The 20,870-nt window shown below is 60.9% G+C and carries 15 protein-coding genes; 5 read left to right on the top strand and 10 right to left on the bottom strand.

The genetic code is table 11. The features are described from left to right. Positions 1–92: 92 nt before the first annotated feature. Genes DSCA_RS28715 through DSCA_RS28705 form a run of 3 tightly spaced genes read right to left on the bottom strand, consistent with a single transcriptional unit; the run spans position 93 to position 4,571 of the window. Positions 93–1,229: a lipocalin-like domain-containing protein gene (locus tag DSCA_RS28715; RefSeq protein WP_155319708.1), complete on the bottom strand. Its 1,137-nt coding sequence runs from the start codon at positions 1,227–1,229 to the stop codon at positions 93–95. Between the two features lie 31 nt (positions 1,230–1,260). Next, positions 1,261–3,864 (bottom strand): FtsX-like permease family protein, encoded by a 2,604-nt coding sequence (locus DSCA_RS28710; protein ID WP_155319707.1) that lies wholly within the window; start codon positions 3,862–3,864, stop codon positions 1,261–1,263. Then, positions 3,861–4,571 (bottom strand): ABC transporter ATP-binding protein, encoded by a 711-nt coding sequence (locus DSCA_RS28705; protein WP_155319706.1) that lies wholly within the window; start codon positions 4,569–4,571, stop codon positions 3,861–3,863. The genes DSCA_RS28710 and DSCA_RS28705 overlap by 4 nt, the downstream gene beginning before the upstream one ends. A 98-nt stretch (positions 4,572–4,669) precedes the next feature. Here DSCA_RS28705 and DSCA_RS28700 point away from each other — a divergent pair, with 98 nt between their 5' ends. Beyond that, positions 4,670–5,095, top strand: a complete 426-nt coding sequence (locus DSCA_RS28700; RefSeq protein ID WP_155319705.1) for a hypothetical protein — start codon at positions 4,670–4,672, stop codon at positions 5,093–5,095. 209 nt (positions 5,096–5,304) lie between these two features. On the opposite strand, the gene DSCA_RS28695 is transcribed toward DSCA_RS28700, so the two are convergent. The 7 genes from DSCA_RS28695 to qrcA all read right to left on the bottom strand — a co-directional run bounded on the left by DSCA_RS28695 (position 5,305) and on the right by qrcA (position 15,206). Beyond that, positions 5,305–6,567, bottom strand: coding sequence for a cation diffusion facilitator family transporter (locus tag DSCA_RS28695; RefSeq protein WP_155319704.1), 1,263 nt, complete (start codon positions 6,565–6,567; stop codon positions 5,305–5,307). A gap of 709 nt (positions 6,568–7,276) precedes the next feature. After that, a complete protein-coding gene (locus DSCA_RS28685; RefSeq protein WP_155319702.1) occupies positions 7,277–9,625 on the bottom strand; it encodes a GAF domain-containing protein in 2,349 nt (782 codons plus the stop codon). 233 nt (positions 9,626–9,858) lie between these two features. Next, positions 9,859–10,020 carry a hypothetical protein gene (locus DSCA_RS32070; protein ID WP_167527996.1) on the bottom strand — a complete coding sequence of 54 codons (162 nt, stop codon included), beginning with the start codon at positions 10,018–10,020 and terminating at the stop codon, positions 9,859–9,861. Positions 10,021–10,041: 21 nt separating this feature from the next. Continuing rightward, positions 10,042–11,346, bottom strand: a complete 1,305-nt coding sequence (qrcD, locus tag DSCA_RS28680) for a menaquinone reductase integral membrane subunit QrcD (protein ID WP_155319701.1) — start codon at positions 11,344–11,346, stop codon at positions 10,042–10,044. A gap of 82 nt (positions 11,347–11,428) precedes the next feature. Then, a complete protein-coding gene (qrcC, locus tag DSCA_RS28675; RefSeq protein ID WP_174784003.1) occupies positions 11,429–12,256 on the bottom strand; it encodes a menaquinone reductase iron-sulfur cluster-binding subunit QrcC in 828 nt (275 codons plus the stop codon). Between the two features lie 21 nt (positions 12,257–12,277). Continuing rightward, positions 12,278–14,446, bottom strand: a complete 2,169-nt coding sequence (gene qrcB / locus DSCA_RS28670; protein WP_155319699.1) for a menaquinone reductase molybdopterin-binding-like subunit QrcB — start codon at positions 14,444–14,446, stop codon at positions 12,278–12,280. Between the two features lie 70 nt (positions 14,447–14,516). Further along, entirely contained in the window at positions 14,517–15,206 is a 690-nt protein-coding gene (gene qrcA / locus DSCA_RS28665; protein ID WP_155319698.1) for a menaquinone reductase multiheme cytochrome c subunit QrcA, read from the bottom strand. Positions 15,207–15,926: 720 nt separating this feature from the next. Here qrcA and DSCA_RS28660 point away from each other — a divergent pair. The 4 genes from DSCA_RS28660 to DSCA_RS28645 all read left to right on the top strand — a co-directional run bounded on the left by DSCA_RS28660 (position 15,927) and on the right by DSCA_RS28645 (position 20,709). Beyond that, positions 15,927–16,865, top strand: coding sequence for an ATP-binding cassette domain-containing protein (locus DSCA_RS28660; RefSeq protein WP_155319697.1), 939 nt, complete (start codon positions 15,927–15,929; stop codon positions 16,863–16,865). 61 nt (positions 16,866–16,926) lie between these two features. Continuing rightward, positions 16,927–17,679 carry an ABC transporter permease gene (locus DSCA_RS28655; protein ID WP_167527995.1) on the top strand — a complete coding sequence of 251 codons (753 nt, stop codon included), beginning with the start codon at positions 16,927–16,929 and terminating at the stop codon, positions 17,677–17,679. Positions 17,680–17,694: 15 nt separating this feature from the next. Then, the gene (locus DSCA_RS28650; RefSeq protein ID WP_155319696.1) at positions 17,695–19,575 is read left to right on the top strand and encodes a GldG family protein; all 1,881 of its coding nucleotides are present in this window, start codon (positions 17,695–17,697) and stop codon (positions 19,573–19,575) included. A 3-nt stretch (positions 19,576–19,578) separates the two neighbouring features. Further along, on the top strand, positions 19,579–20,709 hold the full coding sequence (locus DSCA_RS28645; protein WP_155319695.1) for a DUF4340 domain-containing protein: 1,131 nt from the start codon (positions 19,579–19,581) through the stop codon (positions 20,707–20,709). Positions 20,710–20,870 lie beyond the last annotated feature (161 nt).

Raw genomic sequence — 20,870 nt, 5'->3', positions numbered from 1 at the left:
CGCCGGTCGATGCACTGCCCGCCGTACGAGCGGCGGGGTGAGCACCTGCCATGAACCTCCCAAAACATTATAATACGGTATGCCCCGGCGGTTTACATGGGTGCGTCGAAGGGCGCGGCATAGCCGGTCAACTCCACGTAGCCGACTCCGTCGATCGTCTTTTCATGGCCGGTGCCCCTGGCCTGCACGCTGCCTTCCCAGTAGACCACCCCGGTGCTGTGCGGGGTGCGCATTTCCTGGTCCTTCAGACTGGCCGTCAGGGTGAAATCCAGTTGCAGCGGCAGGACGCGCAGCCGCCATCCGACCGGGTACCGTGCACCGGAATGCGGGCTGGTCCAGAACGACAGCGGGGTGACCCGCACGTCGCCGAGCGTCAGGTGCCGGGTGTCCCCTCCGGGTAGCACGACGGTACCGCTGGAAGCCGGGTTCAATGTCCCGTCCGGCTGGCGCAGCAGGAAAAGCATCACCTCCGAGTGGTCGGCCAGCTGCAGGCTGAACCAGTCCCAGCCGACAATGCCCGGCTGCAGGGGGGCCGTGCTGAATTCGTGGTCCATCCAGGCCGTCCCCTGCACCGTGTGGCGGGTGCCGGCCACGGTCAGGCTGCCCGTGGCATGCAGCCGGGTAAAGGAGTAATAGCAGCTGGCCCGATCGGGAGACTGCCCCTTGCGGCTGTAGCCGCCTTCCCCGTGCGGCACCGGCGGTTTGAGCGCGGTCAGGTCCAGGGCCAGGGCAAAGTCACCGGCATCGGCCTGCAGCCGGTGACCTTGCGGGGTGATCGTTGCCTGCCAGCCGTGGAGGTGGATGGTCACGTCTCCATCCGCCAGCTCGGCCCCGGCCATGGAAAGCACCGGACGGGCCATCCGGTCGGCCTGCGGGTGCCGGCCGCCGGTGATGTCGCTGATCGCGGCGTGGGCCAGGTAGATCTGGTCGGTGCGCCAGGCCGAGGAGGGGTCGGGCCACCCCTTGCGATCCGCCGGCGGCTGGATCCCGCGGCGAAAAAAGGTGAGTTGGAAGCCGAAGCGATGGCCGTCCCGGCCGGTCAGGTTGCCGGTGTAGTACCACCACTCGGTGCGGTAGTCCGGATGGGGGCCATGATCGGCGGGAAAGGAGAGGCCGCAGGGACCGGTAACCTTCATGAACCCGTCGTCCGCGGCAACCGCCGGGAAGCCGCCCGTTGCCATCAGAAAAAGAATCTGGACCAGCACACTGACTTTCTTGCATGGTGTCATGGGTTGTTCTCTTTTCAATGCGACCATGGGGTTAGCGTGTGCCTCCCCTCAGCAGCGTGGCCGGAGAAGTGCTCAGGGCCAGCCGGACCGCCGGCAGGGCGGCCAGCAGGGCGGCGGCAGATATCAGCGGCAGGGCCGTCAGCAGCGACGACCAGTCGACGCGGTAGAGAAAGGTCCAGCCGAAGGACTGCCGGTTGACCACGAAAATCAGCAGGGTGGACAAAATAAACCCGCAGATCAGCCCGGCCGCCTGGCCGGCGAGAACGATCAGGCTGGCCTCCCAGATGATCATGCGGCGCAGCTGCGCAGCGCTGCCGCCCAGGGCCCGGATGGTGTTGATCTGCACCCGCCGTTGAAGCACCAGCACCGCGAGGGTGGTGGCGATGCCCAGGGCCGCCACCACCAGGGCGATCAGGAGCAATACGGTGGTGATGGCAAAGGTTTCGTCGAATATGCGCAGCACCGCCCGGCGCAGGTGCCGCCCGTCGATCATCTCGATGGTTTCCCCGCAGCAGGTCAGCAGGGATGACCACACCCGCTCCATGGCCTCCCGTAATTCGGCCCCGCGCTGGGAGAAATTGATCTGCACCCCGCTCCAGGCGTCATCGCCAAAGCGCTGCCGGTAGTGGGTCAGCGAGTAGTAGACCGCGCCGCCGCGGGTGCGGTAATCCCGAAAAACGCCCAGAATCGGCACGTCCAGCACCTGCTCGCCGACCTGCACCCGGTAGCGGTCACCGGCGTTCAGGCCGGTGCTGTTGGCGAATACCTCCGAAACCACCGCGCCCTTCCCGGCGATCAGGTCCGCTTCGATCCGCCCCGCGTCGCCGCCCATCCAGATGAAGCGGCTGCGCCGCGCATAGGCCTCGTAATCCATGGCCTCGAAAAGATGCCGGTGGCCCTCGAGGTCCAGCTCCAGGCGCTGCATGGGCACCAGTTCCACCGGCACCGGCAGGGACTGGATTGCCGCTACCACACGGGACGGCAGTGGGTCCCGGAAGCGATTGAGTTCGGCCAGTTTGGGCCGGATGTAGATATCGCCGGCGATGCTCTGCTGGACCCACAGGGCCACCGTGCTGCGAAAACTGTGAATCATGACCACCAGGGCGGTGAACAGGGCCACCGCCGTAATCAGCGCCCCCACGGAAATGGCCGTCTGAACGCCGCTTTCCTTGAGGTAACCGGCGGCCAGAAAGGCCGGCTGGCCCCCCAGGCGCAGCAGCCGCGGGGCGGCCAGGCGGCCGAACTGCCGCAGCAGCAGGGGCGCCAGGAGGGCAAAGCCCACGAACAGCAGGAAGGCCGCCAGGTACCCGGGCAGGGAAACCGACGGCGGACTGGGAAGCCGCGAGACGGGATAGACCAGGGCCAGCAGGCCGACGCCGCCCAGGGCCATGTTGCGGATCAGCCGCGGGCGGAGGCTTGTGCCGGGGTCGATGTCCAACGCTTCGCGGGGGGGCACCCCCATGGCCTCCCGGGCCGGCTGCAGGGCGGCCAGCACGGCGACCGTCAGGGTGACACCGAAGGAGAGCAGTACTTCCCAGGGGCTCAGGGACAGCCCATCCACCTGCACGCGAACAAAGAGCATCGAAACCGTTCGGCTCACGGCGTCCAGCAGGTATCGTACCAGCACGGTGCTGATCGGCAGGGCCAGGAGCCATCCCACAAGGCCGACAAAGGCCCCTTCCCCCACGAACAGGCAGAAAAGCAGTCGCCCCGAAGCACCGGTGGCGCGCATCACGGCCAGCTCGCGCCGGCGGGCGGCCGCGTTGAGGGCCACCAGGCTGTAGACCAGAAACATGCCCACGAAGAGCGAGATGAAGCTCAGGAAGGTCAGGCTGAGCTCGTAGGCCCGGATCATACCGCGACCGCTCCGGCTGCGGGCCGAGGGTGACCGGGCCACCACCCCGGCGGGCAGCAGGGCGGCCAGGGATGCCTTTGCATCCGCGGCCATACCGGGCTCGATCTTCAGATCGATGCGGTCGGCCTGGCCGAAAAGTCCGGTGAACTCCTGGAAAGTGGCGATGTCGCACAGGGCGATGCGCCCCCCTTCCACCAGGGCCAGTCCGTCGCGATCCAGCATGGCCAGGATGCTGAAGGTCGCGGTCCGGTTGGAATGAACCAGCCTCACCTGCTCGCCGGACCGCCAGCCGAACGCCTCGCCAAGCCGGGCGCCGATGACCACCGAACCCGGTCGGGCGATTATCGCCCCCCATTGGACGTCGGCCCCCTGCCCGGATGACTGGACGGTCCACGTTCGCAGGTCACGGTCCAGGACCGGATCGATGCCGATCAGCAGAAAAGGGGTCTCCCGGTCGGCAGGCCGCACGTAAGTGGACAACACCGGTGATGCGGTCCGCACGGCCGGGTGCTCGATCAGCGCCGGCACCAGGGTATCGGGCAGCCGGCCGCCGGGGCGGACGAGCGTCAGGTCACTGTCGCCGGCGATCAGGTCCATGCTGCGGCCGAAGGAATCCAGGGTGGCGTGAACGGCCAGGCGAACGCTGGTGAAAACCGCCGCACCCAGGGCGATGCCCAGCAGCACCGCCACGGTGCGCATCATGTGTCCCTGCAGGTGACGCAGGCTGAACCAGTGAAACAGGCGTAGATAGCGCAGAGACCCTGCCAGCAGGCCCCTCATGACACGACCCGGCCGTCCTGCATCGTCAGGATCACGCTGGCGTATGCATCGGCCAGATCGCTGTGGGTGGCCACCACGACGGTCCGGCGGGACTGGCGGTTCAGATCGGCCAGCAGCCCCATGACCTTGCGCGCATTGCTCGAGTCCAGGTTCCCCGTGGGCTCGTCCGCCAGCACAATGGCCGGATCGTTGATCAGGGCGCGGGCAATGGCGGTGCGCTGCATTTCTCCGCCGGAAAGCTGCCGCGGCCGGTGAGCCAGGCGGTTGCCCAGACCGAGTCCGGCCAGCAGTTCGGCGGCACTGGACCGCGTTGGCCCCTGGGGCCTGCCGGCCAGCATGGCCGGCAGGCAGACGTTTTCGAGCACGGTCAGGGTGGGCAGCAGGTTGAAAGCCTGAAAGATCATGCCCACGGCGTTGCGCCGGAAGTCGGTCAGGTCGGCTTCGCTGCAGTGATTCAAATCGCGGCCGGCAACGGTCAGCCTTCCGCTGGAGAGCCGGTCCAGCCCCGCCAGCAAGGACAGCAAGGTGCTCTTTCCCGACCCGCTGTGCCCCTTGAGCACGACCATCTGACCACTGGGGATCGACAGATCGATGCCGTCGACACCGGTCACCTGAGCCGACCCGACGGTGTAGACGCGTGTCAGCCGGCGGGCGGACACGGCCATCGGGTCTGCGTTCGGGGAAGCGGATGTGTTTGCTGCGTTCATCAGGACGCCACTGTGGATTGACTGACGATCATCTGTATAAAATTTGCATCCGGCGGAGGAAGTCAAACCCGGCCCTCCCCCGCCGCCCGCAGGGGCCTGTGCCCTATGATGAAAAAAACGCCCGTTCCCAGATAGGCGAGCAGCGCCTCGGCTGCCCGTCGGCCGGACACCAGGGCCCACTGAATGCCCGGCATGCTTCGGTGTTCGCCACAGACGAAACGTCCCGGGCCGCCATGGTGGTTCCGACATCCAGTATGACCCCGTCGCTGCGGACCTGGCGCACACGTAGGCTGGTGCGCAGGCATTCTCCGGGAAGCGAGCCGGCCGGCTGCCATGGGATCTGCTCCATGGCCCTGGCCGGCAGGGCCGCATCTCCTCAGGCGAACATGCGCAGAACATACGGCAGCACCCGGCTGGAGGCACCGATCCGGGGATCCAGGCAGACGCCATGGAAAAAAGGCACGAGAAAACGGGTGATCATGGAGGAGATCGGTAAGGCATCCCCGGTCTCGATACCCGGATAGCGTGGATGACCGGTGGCATGACCGGCCATCTTCTCGAGGTCATGCCGCCTGACAACCAGAGCCGGCAGTATTGACGGCGATATGCGGCGTTTTTTCCATAACTGCTTTTTGCGGGATGCCCGCCTTGGGAGCTTGATGGCTCAGGGTGATCCGGCGGCTGCCGGAAGTCCTGCAGCAGGGGCCCCGACCCGATAAAGGCACCCGGGCCGTCACCGCCCGGGGTTCCCAAAAATCTCACGGATCGCCTGATTAAGGTGGTCTGCCGATATGATGTGCAGTTTCACCCCGCCGTTGGCAAGCACATAACCCGGCCCCCTGCGGGAAACGTCCTCTTTCATCCCGACATGTTCAATGCCCTGTTCGAGCAGCCACTCCGCCACACGGATGCCTTTGGCCGTTTCTACCAGTCGATGCGGATTGTCCAATATCTTCTTTTTTTCAATCAACCGGTCTTTTCGACGGATGAGAACCATGCCGAAGTAAGGCGCTTCCCCGAAGTGCCCGCTCACCCGACCGTCTTGGTCATCAAGGGGTACCGCGACCCGTTCATGGGATCGTTCCCGGGGGCCGTAGTGAATGATGACCTTTTCAATGTGCGGAATCCTGCCCCTGATTTTTTTCTCGATGTCTTCCGTTATCTGGTGGGCCCGCTCCAGATCCTGCGTCCTGATGGTGATGGTGGCCTCGATGAATCGAAACCGGCCGGCGTTCCTGCCGGTGAGCGACTTGATCCTGCTCACCAGGGGCTCGCCCTGAATAATCTGGCGGATGCGATGGAGCGTAGAACCATCAATCGATGCGTCAAGAAGCACCCGCATGCCGTCAGAGAGCAGTTCCCAGCCTGCGCGGGCGATAAAGATGAGGATGCACGCCGCCCCGATGTGATCGATGGTGATCCCCCTGAAATTCATTTGGATATTGAAATAGCTCAGGGTTACCGAAACCAGAACCACCATCGATGAAAGAAAATCCACCTGGCGGTGTCGGCCCTCGGCGATCAGTGTGGGGGATTCTGTCCGCCGTCCGATGGATATGGCAAATCGTCCAAACCAGAGTGTGGCCACACTGCCGGCAAAAAGCAACGGGATATAGGCCAGCGCAATTCGGGGAGGCGTCCCGGCGGGGGAAAAGATCTCCCGGAGAATCTCGTAGCCGGCAATGAAGATAAATATGGCAATGACCACGGAGGCGACGTTTTCAAGTTTATACAGCCCCATGGGAAACGAGCGCGTTTTTCTCGTCGACAGCTTTACCCCGCCAAAAATCACCAGGGAGGCGACCGCATCGGTTCCCGAATCGATGGCGCTGGCGGTAATGGCGAGACTTCCGGAAAGAACTGCAAGGACGGTTTTCATGATGGCCAGGCCAAGGTTCACCAGGAATGCGTATGCGGCGACCCGATGAATCTGTCGGGTCTCGAGCGCTACGCATACAGGCGGGTCAGCCGTTATCTTTCCGCGGTTTTTTTCCATCCCCAACCCCCTGGCGCTGGACCGGCAGGCAGGACAACCGGAATATCGCCCGGCCGCCAGCACACGGGTTGTCGTGGCAGGGTCGGACAAGTCCTGTAAGATGAACACTGCTGGAAATCTAAAAGAAAAAGCCTGAACCGGTTCTCAAGGCTGAGTTAACCCATTCCGGTCGCCGCCGTCAAGGCGGCATTATCGGCAAGCGGCTGTGACATGGGGTGGCAGGGCGATTCCCGGTTCGAACCGCCCCGTTTCCCTGAATCTGATCGAAAGGCATCCGCCTTAGCTGGCAGCGGCCACGATATTGACCATGTCCGCGGTGGACGCTCCGCCGCGGACATGCCCGCCGATGATGCTGCCGGTGTCGCGGTTGAACGGGAGCTTGGCCTTCATGTCGACCACCCACCCCGGCAGTCCTCCGGGGTGGCGGTTGGGAACCACGGCCTGGCCAACCACAAAGGGGATATCAGCGGCGCTTCAGGGAGCGGGCCGAAACGGGAGTCGGCCATAGGTCGCGAGGAAACCTGGCGCCGGCAACTGATCAGCGCCCTTCAGCAGTCCGGCGGCAACCGGACCGAGGCCGGCCCGGATCCTGGGGGGTCAAACGTGTGACGGTCTGGAACCGCACGAAACGCTGCGGCATTCAGCTGACCCCTTGAAGGCGCAGGGGAGGAACGGGTGCCCCCGCCCCAACGGCCAAGCCGCCGGCCGTTCACCCGACCATCTCGCGGTCACCTTGTACGGCAGCAGCGGCCTCCAGGTTGACTCCGACACGCAGGGCCTTGAGGCCCCGTACACCGGGCAGATCTTCCAGGTCGATGGGTTCCATATCATCGAGGAGATACCCGCGGTTCTGCAGGTAGTCGATGTGGCGCCGCATGTCCCTGCCTTCTTTGGGGTGCGCGTAGACGATGGCGATCCGGCCCGGCTGGGTGAGGCGTTCACGGCCGCCCTTGACCATGGCCTTGTCCAGGCGGGATTTTATGATTTCATGGCGCACGTCGTAGGCACCGTCAACGTCAAACCGCTTTTCGTCGTAGCGGAAACGTATGGAAAGCGGGGCGTGGTTGACCAGGATCAGGTGACAGGTATCCAGCGGCACCTTCAGCGCGGGCTGAATCTGGCGGGTGTGCCAGGCCATGCCGCAGGCGACCTTGAATTGCCATAGCGCCAGATTGTTGAGGGAAAAAACGCTGTGCACCCCTGTCGGGTGCATGGAGGCCCCAAGATAGATCACATAATCGATGCCATCGGTCTGGTGCTTTTCGAAATAATGGGGGAAAATCTGCTGGGCCTCGGCCTGCTGCTGGTCCAGATAGCCGGACATCCGTTCATTGAGTCTGGAGACGCTCTCTTCAAAGGCCTTGCGCTTGCGATAGACAACCCCGGTAACCGGATCCACGGCCTCGGCGTACCGGTCGATGGCATGGCTGACCGAAGGGCCGATGCCGCGAAGCTCGGAAAAACTTGGCTCCACATCCTGCTGCAGAAAGGAGGCTACCCCACTCTCCTCCTCGGTGGACAGGCCGCTTTTGATACGGGCAATGCGCTGGTCGATGCGGAAGCTGAATTCGTCGATCAAGGGCCAGGATTTGATTTCGCCCGCCCGCCGCATAATATTTCCCGCCAGGCTCAGCTGTTCGGTCAGGTCCGACTGGATGGCGTGCACCCGGGCTTCCGACGACCCGCGGATGTCCGACTGGCCGAAGAGCGGAATCACCGATTTGAAAACAATCGGCTCCATTTCAGACGGCTTGCCCTGGCGCAGCCGTTCCATGTGTTCCACGGCGGCACTGCGGAAACGCCATTCCACGGACGGGTGCACGGCGGTGCATTTTTCCTTGATCACGGCCTGGATTTCGTTGTTCATATCATCCAGACCGCGTTTGAGGGCCATGGAAAAAAGGGGGGCGAGGTGACGCATCTTCTCGATGTCCACGGCACCCAGACCGTTGGCCCGGTTGGATTTGACCCAGAATGTACCGATGGCCTCACCGCCGAAAGACAGGGGAGCGATGAGCATGGCGCGCACGCCATGGTCGACGGCCTCCTGCTCGGCCGGACACAGGTTGGGTTCTTTGCTCAGGTCGGGGATGCGCAGGATATCCGCGTGCTCCACGGACTGAAGCCATACCGAATGCTTCAGATCCGTCAGCGGAATATGGCTCGAATTGGTGAACAGGCAGTTGGCCTCGGAGGTGTGCCCGTCGTTGAGAATCAGCACTTTGTCACCCTGGAGCGCCGCCAGGCTGGCTTTGAGCTCCGGCTGGCCGAACAGGGTGCGCAGCCGGCTTTGCAGGCGCTTGAATCCGTCGGCAGAAAAAATCGATTCCTGATCGATGAGGTCGCGCTCGAGAGCCGATGTAATTTCCGATTCGGTGACGTCAACCGCACGCATCACGGCAAAGCCCCTGAAAATGAAGTTTCCTGGCGGAAGCAGGGTGGTGAGCACATCCGGGTTGGCAATGTGCTCGATCACCCGTTCCCGCTCGCGGTCGTTCAGCACCGGCGGCTTGCCCACCGTGCCCACCTGGACAAACTGGAAATCGGGGGTGATCTGGAAATGGCGCTCAAGGCCGGTGGTCGGATCGGTCACGATCCGGATCAGGGGGCTGTGGATCCCCTGATCAATCCCGTACAGACGTTTCAGAATCAGGGCATAGGCACGAACGACGCGCTGGAAGTCAAGGGTATGGTGCTGGCCTTTCAAATGCCCGGCGATCTTTCCGGACGGATCGAAAAGCAGCCGGTGATAGGCCGGCGTGCCATAGATGGCCTGGTGTTGAAAAGGGGTGAATGCCGCGCTGATCTCCGTGTCCCAGGTGGATGAGGGAAAGGCCACGCTCATCAGCGGTGAAAGGATATCCGTGTACCGGGCGGCCACTTCGGGACTATCAATATCACCCTTCAAATCAGGGGTTTTCTGGATCTTTTCTTCGAAAACCCGGAACATCTCGGCCATATGCGGACACTTTGGCGCCACTTTTTCGCGCCAGAAATCAAGCAGCGGGTCGATGCTGAGAACGGTCCTGAAATCATCGGGGGTCGGGAAGGTTGACATGGGATCACTCCTTGCAGCCGATCGGTTGAACAACCGCCGCCGGCACGCTGGATGGTTGCGTCGAATAAGTTTTACAATAAGCATCAAACGGGATTCCGCCACATGGATTCGGCGGGATTCTGCGGGGCACAGGCCCTGAAGGCGGCAAGTAATGCAAAAAGCGTTTTTCCCTGGACCGAGATCCGGGAAAAACGCTTTTTGATTTTTTGGAAGCAGGTCAGCGGGACAGGGACTTAATGATGGCCGTGATCGCCCTTTCCCTTGGATGCGTCGATGACGGCTTTGACCACGCAGTAGGTCATGCCCAGGCCGATAATATTCAACGCATACCAGAGGCCGCCGTGAAATACCAGGTGACCGGCGTCCCAGATCCATTCAAAACTGAAAGGGAACATATTTTCTCCTCCTCAAACAAGCTATGCTTTTGCCGGTTCCAGGTCCGGTGTGGATTCCATCTGTGCCGCCACTGCTGCTCCGCCCTCGTCCTCGAGTGGATTCAGCTCGGCCTCCTGGGGAAAGATCGGCAGATAGCGGTAGGAAATCATGATCAGGATAATGCCGTATGCCACGGGCAGGATGGTGGTGGCCACTTCCTGCCAGCTGGGATAGTACAGGGCCCAGTTGTCAAAAGGCATGACCGGAATGGCCATAACCTGCAGCACCATCACCCAGCGGTTCAGGGAAACCCCCATCACGGCCAGCAGGAAAGCCGTCACCCGCCAGGCGGGTCGCTTTCTCAACGGCCGGCTGATCAGGATAATGGCCGGGACCAGGCCGCCCAGAACGATCTCGGCGAAGATGATCCAGTAGCCGTACAGGGCGTTACCGGTATAAAAATCGGTCAGCGTCTGTCCCAGACCCGGCGCCGTGATATTGGCCCAGCGGGTGAAATCGCAGGTCTTGGCAATGGTATAGGTGAAGATCATCCAGCCGGAAATCTTGGCCAGCAATTCCACCACGTTGTCCTTGACCAGCTTTTTGCGGGTCACCTTTTCCGTGATCCAGGTGATCAGCAGCGTAAAGCAGGGACCGTAAGCGGCGGCGGACCAGGTGAACAGAAAAAACGTCCACGGCCAGATGAGCAACCCTTCACGGAAGGCAAAGGGACGTCCGAAGAGCACGCCGGCCACGCCTCCCAGGGAGCCCTGGTGGAAAAAGGAGAGGAAGGCGCCGGTCGCGGCGAAAACGGCCATGACTTCGTGCATGTTGTGGCTCAGGTTGTGAAAAAAGGGCACCTTGTCCAGCTGGCGGTTTTCCAGAATCAAGGGGATGTACTCGATGGTCAGCACCGAAAAATAGCACGACAGGCAGAAGGCCACCTCGGTAAGCATGGAGTGCACGTTGGCGTGCCAGAAAATAAACCACCCGCGCAGGGGCTGGCCGATATCGATGGCCAGGATCAGCAGGGCGGAACTGTAGCAGATAAAGCCGATGAGCACGGCGTAATTGATGATGTGCTTCAGTTCGTCCTTGCCGATGATGTATTTGAGCAGGCCGCTGAAGAATGCACCGCCACCCAGGGCGATGACCGCCAGGTCCGCCCAGATCCACAGGGCGAACCCGTAGTAATCATTCATGTTGGTCTGGTTCAGGCCCTTGAACCAGCACAACAGCATGGCGTAAACGCCCCACGCCAGGACAGCGCCCACGATGCCCAGTCCCAGGAGGAACTGCCACATGGGACAACGCTTGACTCCTTTGGGTATTAAAGCAGAATCCATAGGGTAAGTACTCCTTGATCTGTACGGTTTACCGTTCTTGTCTTATGTCTCCGGCGCAAAAGCCTTGACCGCCATGGCGCTTTTAATGGTGCGGCTGGGAAACCTGCCCGGTTTTCTCGTGGGCCAGGTAATTGTCGCCGGCGCGTCGGACCCACTCCCTGCTGGACAGGTAGTACACCTTGGTGTTGGTCCCCAGCCGTTCCAGGAGTCTGAAGGCCCTGGGGTTCCTGGATTTATTTCCGTTTTTGGGGTCCGGCTTGACGATCTGGCTCACCTGGTGTTCCGGGTTGTTGAGATCGCCGAAGACAATGGCCCCTGCCGGGCAGGCCTGGGTGCAGGCAGTCTGGTAGGCCGCTTCGGGCACCCGGCGTTCGCCGTCCAGGTAGGCTTTGTTTTTGGCCAGCTGATAGCGGTGGAAGCAGAAGCTGCATTTTTCCACCACACCGCGCATGCGGGGTGACACATTGGGACTCAGGTATTTTTCCATGCCGTCGGGCCAGATCGGATCCCACCAGTTGAAATACCGTGCGTGGTAAGGGCAGGCCGCCATGCAGTAGCGGCAACCGAAGCAGCGGGTGTAAATCTGGCTGACGATGCCCGTTTCCCGGCTGTAGTCGGTAGCCGTGGCCGGGCACACCGACACGCAGGGACTGTGCCCCCCGTGCCCCTCACAGTGCTGGCAGGGCCGCGGAAGATAGCAGATTTCCGTATCGGGGTAGGGTTTATTGTTGGTCAGCTTGTAGACGCGTATCCAGGTGATGCTGTCCAGCTTATTGGATTCATCTTCCTTGAAGGGCACGTTGTTCTCGGACATACAGGCCACCATGCAGGCGCCGCAGCCGGTGCACTTGTCAAGATCGATGGCCATTCCGTATCTCATGGGCGGGTTGTGTTTCTGCTCGTGTTTCATCAGAACCTCATGTCAGGGTGGTTAGGCTTTGGCCAGCTTGGCCCGGATTCCCCAGGCTGCGTCATGACCGGAGGACGGATCCTCAACGGGGCCGATGAGTTCGTTGACGTTGACCCCCTTGCCGGCCATGTAGCCGTCATAGGCGGTGTGGCCCAGTCCTCTGGCCATGGCGACCACGCCGGGCCGGATTCCTTCGAACAGGTGGATCCGCACCTGAACTTCGCCGCGGGGCGTGGTCAACGTTGCCAGGGCGCCTTCGTCGAGACCGGCGGCGCTGGCGGTCTGGGGATTGACTTCAACGAAGCCGTCCTTGCCTTTAATGACGGTATCGGCAACGGTTTTGATCATGAAGGGGGGCTCCCCGGCGGTGCCACTGGAAATTCGAATGGAGTCATACGGTACGAGCAGCAGGGGAAAGCTGTTCACATCACCCTCGGCCTGAACGGCCGGTGCATCCATTCCAGCCAGCTGAACCCGGCTGGCTACGGGGTCGATGTCGCTTTCCACCCACACGCCTTCTTCCATGAGGGCATCCCATTTTTCCGCCAGGGTCTCCTCCAGGCAGGTTTCATAGTCGTCCCAGGGAAACGCATCGGCAATGGATCCGCCCATGGCCTTGGCCGTCGCAATCATGGTTTCGCCCAGGTGGCGGGTATTGAATTGCGGAGACACCACCGGCTTGCTCAAACCGATGACCTGCCGGGCAAGACCGGCGCCCACGGAAACATCCTCATAGCGTTCCAGGTAAACATGGTCGGGCAGCAACAGGTCGGCCATGGCAGCGGTTTCATCGCTGAAGGACGAAAAACTGACGATAAAAGGAATGCGCGCAAAAGCGGCCTGGACGCTTTGGGTGTCAGGCAGGTCATGGCAGGGATTGGCGCCGGCCACAAGCAGGACCTGCAAGGGGTAGGGCCCGCCGCCGTTGATCCCCTCGGCCAGCCGGTTGGGCAGATACCGGGCATTGGCGTAGCGGCCCGCACCGGCACCGTCGATGCGCGGCTGGTCAAGGCCGGCCGACGCCAGCTGATCGGGTGCCGCATCGGGCCACTGGATGTAGTCGGCTTCGGGGACGGCCCACATGCCGCCGTCCTGGTTGATATTGCCGGCCAGGGCATTGAGGGCATAAACCGCGACGGTTTCCCGCAGGCTCCCCGCCACGAGGCCCTTGCCCCTGCCGCACAGCGCCAGCGGCCGGTTGGCCGTTGCAAAGCCCTTGGCCAGTGCAACGATCACATCGGCGGCCACCCCGGTGGTCTGTGATACCGTTTCAATATCGTAACTGGCCAGCAGATCGGCTTTCCAGCTGCTCAACCCTGAAACAGCGGCGTTGGCCGCCAGGTTGTGGTCAATCATGTATGCGGCGATGCCAAGGGCCAGGTCCGCCTCGGTCCCGGGATTGATCGGAACCCACTGGGTGGCTTTGGCTGCGCTGTTGGACAGACGCGGCTCCACCTGAACCACGGTGGTCTTTTTTTCCTTCCATTGGCTGCTGACCCTGAACATGCGAACCGGTGATCCCCATCCGTCGACGATACCGCTGCCGAAACTGAGGACAAAATCGGCATTTTCCAGGTCAAAACCGATTCGGCCATTGGCACCGAAAAGGGTTTTCACGGCCAGTTCATCGGCATCCCGGTGGGACGGCATACGCATGAAATTAGGCGACCCGTAGGCGGTCATGAAACGCTCGATCAACGCCGGCACCGTTCCGCTGTCCGCCCCGGTGATGGCCGCCACGGTGTGGGCTTCGCCTTTGTTGCGGATATCGGTGAGTTTCTCCGACAGGATGGCGGTGGCTTCGTCCCAGGAAATTTTCTGCCATTTTCCTTCTCCCCGCTCGCCGATTCGCTTCATGGGCGATTTGATGCGGGTGGGGCCGTAGAGCAATTGAAGCCCGGAAAGTCCCAGAATGCAGATTCCGCCGTCGTTGACGGGGTGGCCCTGCTTGCCCTCGATTTTAACGGCCCGATTGTCGACTTTGCGAACGGAGATGCCACAACCGCCCGGGCACAGGGAGCATGTGGAATCTTCGTAAACCACTTCTCCGTCCGGCGGCACCGGTGTCCAGGGCCACATCTGCGACCAGATGGAAGAATCATCCATCAGTTTCCACGGCAATGGCGAAAGGGCCGTACCTGCTGCGCCGCCGATTACGAACGACAAGAAACTTCTTCTGTCAACTTTCATGAATTTCCCCTCACCTTATATGCAAAACAGATGCTGCAATCATTTTCCGGTTCGTGATTTCGCGTTACCCCTATTTATGGCAGACAAAACAGGCATCGCGCTCGGTCTGAACGCTGGAGGTGTGAACGATTCCCGCCTCCTTGTGGCATTGGGCGCAGTCATCCATTTTCATGCGGTCCCAGCTGTTTTTCTTGAATCCGGCGATGTTCTTGCCCCAGATGTCCCGGCTGTAGCCGGTGACCCGGTTGTATTCGTATGGCCTGGAGCTTTCGGATTCGCCGATGTGCCCGTGGCAGGAAACACAGTCCATCTTGGCGCCGATCACGTGGGCGGCATGGGAAAAGAACACGCAGTCCGGCTGGCGGGAGTATGACAACCAGGGCACTTCCCTGTCCCGGGTAACATACTGCTCGACAAAAATCTCTTCATCTTCGGTGTCGCCCATGGGCTCTTCATGACAATCCGTGCACTGAGCCAGCTTGGGAATTCCTGAAAAGCTGCCGTCGTCCCTGAAGAAGTGACAACTTTCGCAGCCCTCGTCCACTTCCTCTACGTGCAGGGCATGATTGAAATTGAACGGTTGCTGCTTCTGGGAATAAAGGAGTTGGGGAAAAACCACCCACCCCAACACCATGCTGGCTGCAAAGCCGATGATGAAGAACAGGATGATAAATCCGCCGGCCCCGGTATCCCTGCCCCCTTTGGCATGTGCCGTACCCTCATCCATCACCTCTTTCGCCTTTTCATCTTTGGTACTCATGGAATCTCCGTCAACCGCTGTGTGATGATTTCTGTGGTGAAACCATAACCGATTAAACTTAAAACCCCTGCGCCAGTCGCCGCATCGGCCCAGGGCCCATGCGGCTCCATTTTCGAACACGCCGCGTTCGTTAACGATACCTGCGTGTGTAAATTGTTAAGGCGGGAGGCAATCCCGCCCATGAGTAAAAATCACGGGAGGTAAATCTTGCGACTTTCTATCGGCCGTTGGTCGTTTTGTCAAGAAAAAATCCTTGAAAACAGGCCGTTGACCGGCCCCTGTCGTCCGCTATAGACCGCTGTGGGGCAACGATTTGCCCGACATTCGCAAAAGCTGGCCCACCGGGTCGAAACGGGCTGTTTTGAAGTTGGCGCTGGGTCCGGACGCAGACGTCGGCCCTCCGGGTCTGGTCGCTTCCACCGGCATGTCCGAAAAATGGACAGCGGCAGATATTTAATCCGGATTCAGTTGTCCCGTGGCGCTTCGCGAACAGACTTGACATGTGACGATCAAATATTATTTTTTCATGATTTTGCAGGCCGCCGTTTCGGGCCCGGGTGAGTATTCCCGTCATCTTCCGGCCTGTTGTCACCATACAGCGCACCACCCGTGAGCACAGTGTTGCCCCCTGCAGGCCCTGCACGCCGGCGACGGCGACACGGCAGGCGGCGTGCTGCCATTGCCACCAGTCAATTCAAAGGCCAAGGAGACCGCACACCCATGATTGAAGTCAAGCACCTGACCAAGCAGTTCGGCAGTCATCTGGCGGTGGACAACATCTCCTTTACCGCGGAAAAGGGCGAAATACTTGGTTTTTTAGGCCCCAATGGCGCGGGGAAGTCCACCACCATGAGAATGATCACCGGATTTTTCCCGCCGACGGACGGGACGGTAATCGTCGGCGGCAACGACATTTTGACCCAATCCATCGCCGCCCGCAAAAAAATCGGGTACCTTCCTGAAAACGCACCGGTCTACCCGGACATGACGGTCATCCGCTATCTGGACTTCTGTGCCGACATCCGCGGATTCTCTGGCGCCGCCAGAAAACAGCGGGTGGGCGAGACCCTGGAGCGATGTTTTCTGACCGGCGTCCGCCATCAGGCGGTGAACACCCTGTCCAAGGGCTACAAGCAGCGGGTCTGCTTCGCCCAGAGCATCCTGCACGACCCCGAATACCTGATCCTCGACGAACCCACCGACGGGCTGGACCCCAATCAGAAACATGAAGTGCGCCTGATGATCCGGGAGATGAGCGCAACCAAGGCCATTATCTTTTCAACCCACATCCTCGACGAGGTGGACACCGTCTGCAGCCGTGCCATCATCATTGCGGACGGCAAGGTGGTGGCGGATGACACCCCTGACGGGCTTCGACAACGGTCGGGCTTTCACGGGTCCGTTGTCCTTACCGTTACGGGGGCGGAACGCGATGGCCTGGAAAAAGAGATCACCACACTCGACGGAGTGGCATCGGTTTCGGTGGTGGATGCCGATGCCGACCGGACGACCCTGCGCATCTTCCCCGGCGACCCGGCGGTGCCGGTTGCCGACCGGGTGATCGCCTCCGTCGGCCGGAACGGGGCGACCATTGCCTCGGTCTTCGTCGAACAGGGCCGGCTGGACGATGTGTTTCGTGATATCACCACCGGCAAATGATCGACCGTCCTCCTGATCAATTGCCAGCTTTTCAAGGAATCAACAACCAATGGAGCGGCCCATGCAGAACGGTAATTTTTTGAGAAACATACGGATCATCATGAAACGCGAACTGGCCGGATATTTCGGTTCCCCGGTCGCCTACGTCTTCATCGTGATCTTTCTCCTCCTGACCGGATTTTTCACTTTCTACATCAGCAACTTTTTCGAAGCCGGACAGGCGGACCTGAAAGGATTCTTCCAGTGGCACCCGTGGCTGTTCATGTTCCTTGTGCCTGCCGTGGCCATGCGGCTGTGGGCGGAGGAGCGCCGGCTGGGAACCATCGAACTGCTGCTGACCCTGCCGGTGACGGTCACCGATGTCGTCCTGGGCAAATTCCTGGCCGCCTGGTTCTTTATCGGCATTGCCCTGGCACTGACCTTTCCCCTGGTGCTGACCGTCATGTTCCTGGGCAATCCGGATCTGGGAGTGATTTTTTGCGCCTATGTGGGTTCATTCCTCATGGCCGGCACGTTTTTGAGTGTCGGCAGCATGACCTCGGCGCTCACCCGGAGCCAGGTGGTCAGCTTCATTCTGGCGGTGGTGGCCTGCCTGTTCCTGATCCTGGCCGGGTTCGCACCGGTAACCGCGGTTTTGTCCGGCTGGGCGCCGGCGTGGCTGGTGGATCTCGTATCATCGACCAGCGTTCTTTCGCATTTCGCCTCGATCGCCCGGGGCGTGCTGGACGTTCGGGACCTGCTCTACTACCTGTCGGTGATGGTCTTCATGATCTTTGTCAACGGTGTTATTCTGCAAAACCGGGAATCGGCATAAAGGAGGCCTGAATCCATGAGCGATGGAAAAAGACGCATTGGAAAAACTGCATTTTCGGCCGGCAGCGCCTTGCTGGTGCTCGTCATCATCGTGCTGGTGAACATTCTTTTATCCCGCACGACCCTGCGGTGGGACGCCACCGAAGACAATCTGTATTCATTGTCCCCGGGAACGCGGACCATCCTTGCCGAACTGGACCAGGAGGTGGTGATCAAGGTGTTTTACAGCAAGCACGTGGTCAACATCCCGTCCCACATAAAGACATTTGCCCAGCGGGTGATCGATTTTCTTTCCGAGTACGAACAATACGGAAAAGGCCGCATTTCAGTCGAGGTCTACGATCCCAAACCCGATTCCGAAGAGGAGGAGTGGGCCATCAAATACGGCATGAAAGGCATCAGCCTGCCAGCCGGCGATCAGGTGTACCTGGGGCTGGTCGCCCTGGCCGCCGACCAGGAAGCGGCCATTGCCTTCATCGACCCCACCCAGGAGACGCGGCTGGAGTATGATCTGACCCGCATCATCTCCCGAGTGCAAACGACGGACCGCATGAAGATTGCCGTGTTCAGCGGCCTGCCGGTGTTCGGCAGCCCGCCCATGAACATGGGCATGGGCGGATCCCGCCCCGGTTCGGAGCCCTGGTTTTTCATCCAGGAGCTGCGCAAGACCTACGACTTGATCGAGGTGCAGCCGGATGCCGAGCGCATCGACCCGGCGGCGGGGCTGCTGGTGCTGTTCCACCCCAAAAATATGTCAGACGGCCTGGCGTTTGCCGTGGATCAGTATATCCTGGGCGGCGGCAACGCCATTGTCTTTGCCGACCCCCTGTCGCTGATGGACGACCCGCGCATGGGGCCCGGCGGCTCAATACCCGAATCCCTGTTCAAAGCCTGGGGCATTTCCATGGAAACGGGAAAGGCCGTGGCCGACTACACCTACGCCACGCGACTGCGGAATCGCAGCAACCAGGTCGAAATCAACCCCTTGTGGCTTTCCGCCCAGGCCGGTGCCTTCAACGCGGACAACCTGATTACCGCCAACCTGGAGTCCATGCTGCTGCCCGTTGCCGGCGCCATCGAGGCCATGCCGGACAGCGCCTATACCGTCGAGTCCCTGATTCAAACCAGTACCAACAACAAAAAAGTGGACGCCTTCGCCCACAACATGGATGTGGCGGCCCTGCGGCGGGACTTCAAACCGTCGGGGGAGGCACGCAACCTGGCCGTGCGCATCTCGGGCACGTTCAAGACCGCGTTTCCGGAAGGGAAACCGCCGGCGGCCCCCCAAGCCGGCGAGGACGTGCCCGAGACGGACCCCGAGCCATCCCAAGCCCCATTGAAGGAAGGCACGTCAGCCGCTGTCATCGTGGTGGTGGCGGACAGCGACCTGCTGTATGACGGCTACTACCTGAGCCAGCAGAACCTGTTGGGCTTCACCATGTCCAACATCTTCAACGACAACCTGAACTTCATGCTCAACACCTGCGAAATGCTGACCGGCGACCCCGCCCTGATCAGCATCCGGTCCCGGGGCACCTTCGAACGGCCCTTCACCCGGGTTCAGGAATTGGAGCGCAAGGCCCAGGACCGGTGGCTCGACCGGGAGCAGGCCCTGGTCCGCCAGGTGGAGGAAACCAACGAGAAACTGCGCGTGCTCGATCAGCAGAAGGATGCCTCCCAGCGCGCCATCCTGAGCGAAGAACAGGAAAAAGAGATCGCCCGGTTCCAGGAAGAAAAGCTCAAAATAAGCAAGGAACTGAAGATTGTCCGGCGAAACCTGCGGGCCGATATCGAACAGCTCGGCAAGACGGTCAAGTTCGTCAATATCTTCCTTGTCCCGCTGCTTATCGGCATCGGCGGGATCATTTTCGCATTCACCCGAAGAAGAAAGGCATGATCGATGAAAGGCAAGACGTTTTTGATACTGCTGGTGGCGGCGGGGGTTCTGGTGGCCTTCTCGCTGCTTCGATTCGGAGAGCAGAATCAGACCGGAACGGTCAAAATGGGTGCCAAGTTATTTGCCGACCTGCCGGTAAACCAGGTGGCCGGCATTACCATTGCCGATGCTGAAAACCGGGTGACCCTGGTCAGAGGCGAAAAGGTGTGGCAGGTGGAAGAACGCAATGGATATCCGGCCGATTTCGATGAACTCAGGGACACGGTGGTCAAGCTCTCCCGGCTTAAAGTCGGCCGCAGCTTTTCCGCGACGCCCGAGAGCCTGATCCGGCTCTCCCTGGTGACACCGTCCGCCCCGGACACACCGGGTGCCGGCAAGCAGATTATCCTGAGGGATCAATCGGAAAATATCCTCGCCGATGTCACGCTGGGACAACCCCGTGAAACTGATGGCGGTGGAAGCGGCGGGCAATATCTGAAAAAAGCCGATGCCGAGACCATTTTTCTCGTGGACGGCAGTTTCCGTTTCCTGAAGACGGCGCCTGCCCAGTGGCTGCGAAAAGAGATCCTGAACGTGAAAGCCGACGATGTGGCGTCGGTGGTCTGTTATTCAGGCGACGCCCGGCCCCCGGTGTATACCCTCAAACGGCCGGAAAAAGATGAGGCCCCCCGGTTGACCCCCGTCCCGGCGGGAAGGACGGCCGACCCGGCAAAAATCGACCAGGTTGTCGACGCCCTCTCCCCCCTGACCCTGGACGACGTCAGGCCCGCCGGTGAAAATCCGCCTTCGCCCGAATCGGAATCGTTCCGCCTGGTCTACCAGCTCTATGACGGCCGGCAGATTTCCATTTTCCCCATAGCCGACGCCGGCGGCCGCTACACCCTGCGGGTGAGCGCCGGGGAAAGCGAAGTGGAAGCGGGTGCGGCCGATGAACCGGTCCAGCAAGACGAAAAAACGGGCGATGTCGAAACGCAGGCGCCGGATACGGACGCACCGGCGCCGAAAACGGCCCGCGAACTCAACGGCGAATTGAATCCGTGGGTGTTCTCGGTGAAAAAGTGGCAGTTTGACAGCTTCATCACCCGGCTGGAATCGCTCCTGGAAGAAGTAAAGGTGCAGGAGGACGGCAGCTGATGGAATCCGTGAACCGTGAACCGCAAAAAGCCAGGGATTAATCAGTTTGGTTCGTTTGACAAGCGTTTTTGGCTGAGAAACCATGCAAAAAAGGCCGGGAATCACCCCGGCCTTCTTACTGGATAGACTCCGAAACCAATTCTTATTTCCCCATGGCCCGG

Origin of the sequence: Desulfosarcina alkanivorans, assembly GCF_009688945.1 — a bacterium.
In the GTDB taxonomy this organism is placed as follows: Bacteria; Desulfobacterota; Desulfobacteria; order Desulfobacterales; family Desulfosarcinaceae; genus Desulfosarcina; species Desulfosarcina alkanivorans.
The sequence above is the reverse complement of the archived record's forward strand: the minus strand, read 5'-3'. Positions and strand labels throughout refer to the sequence as shown.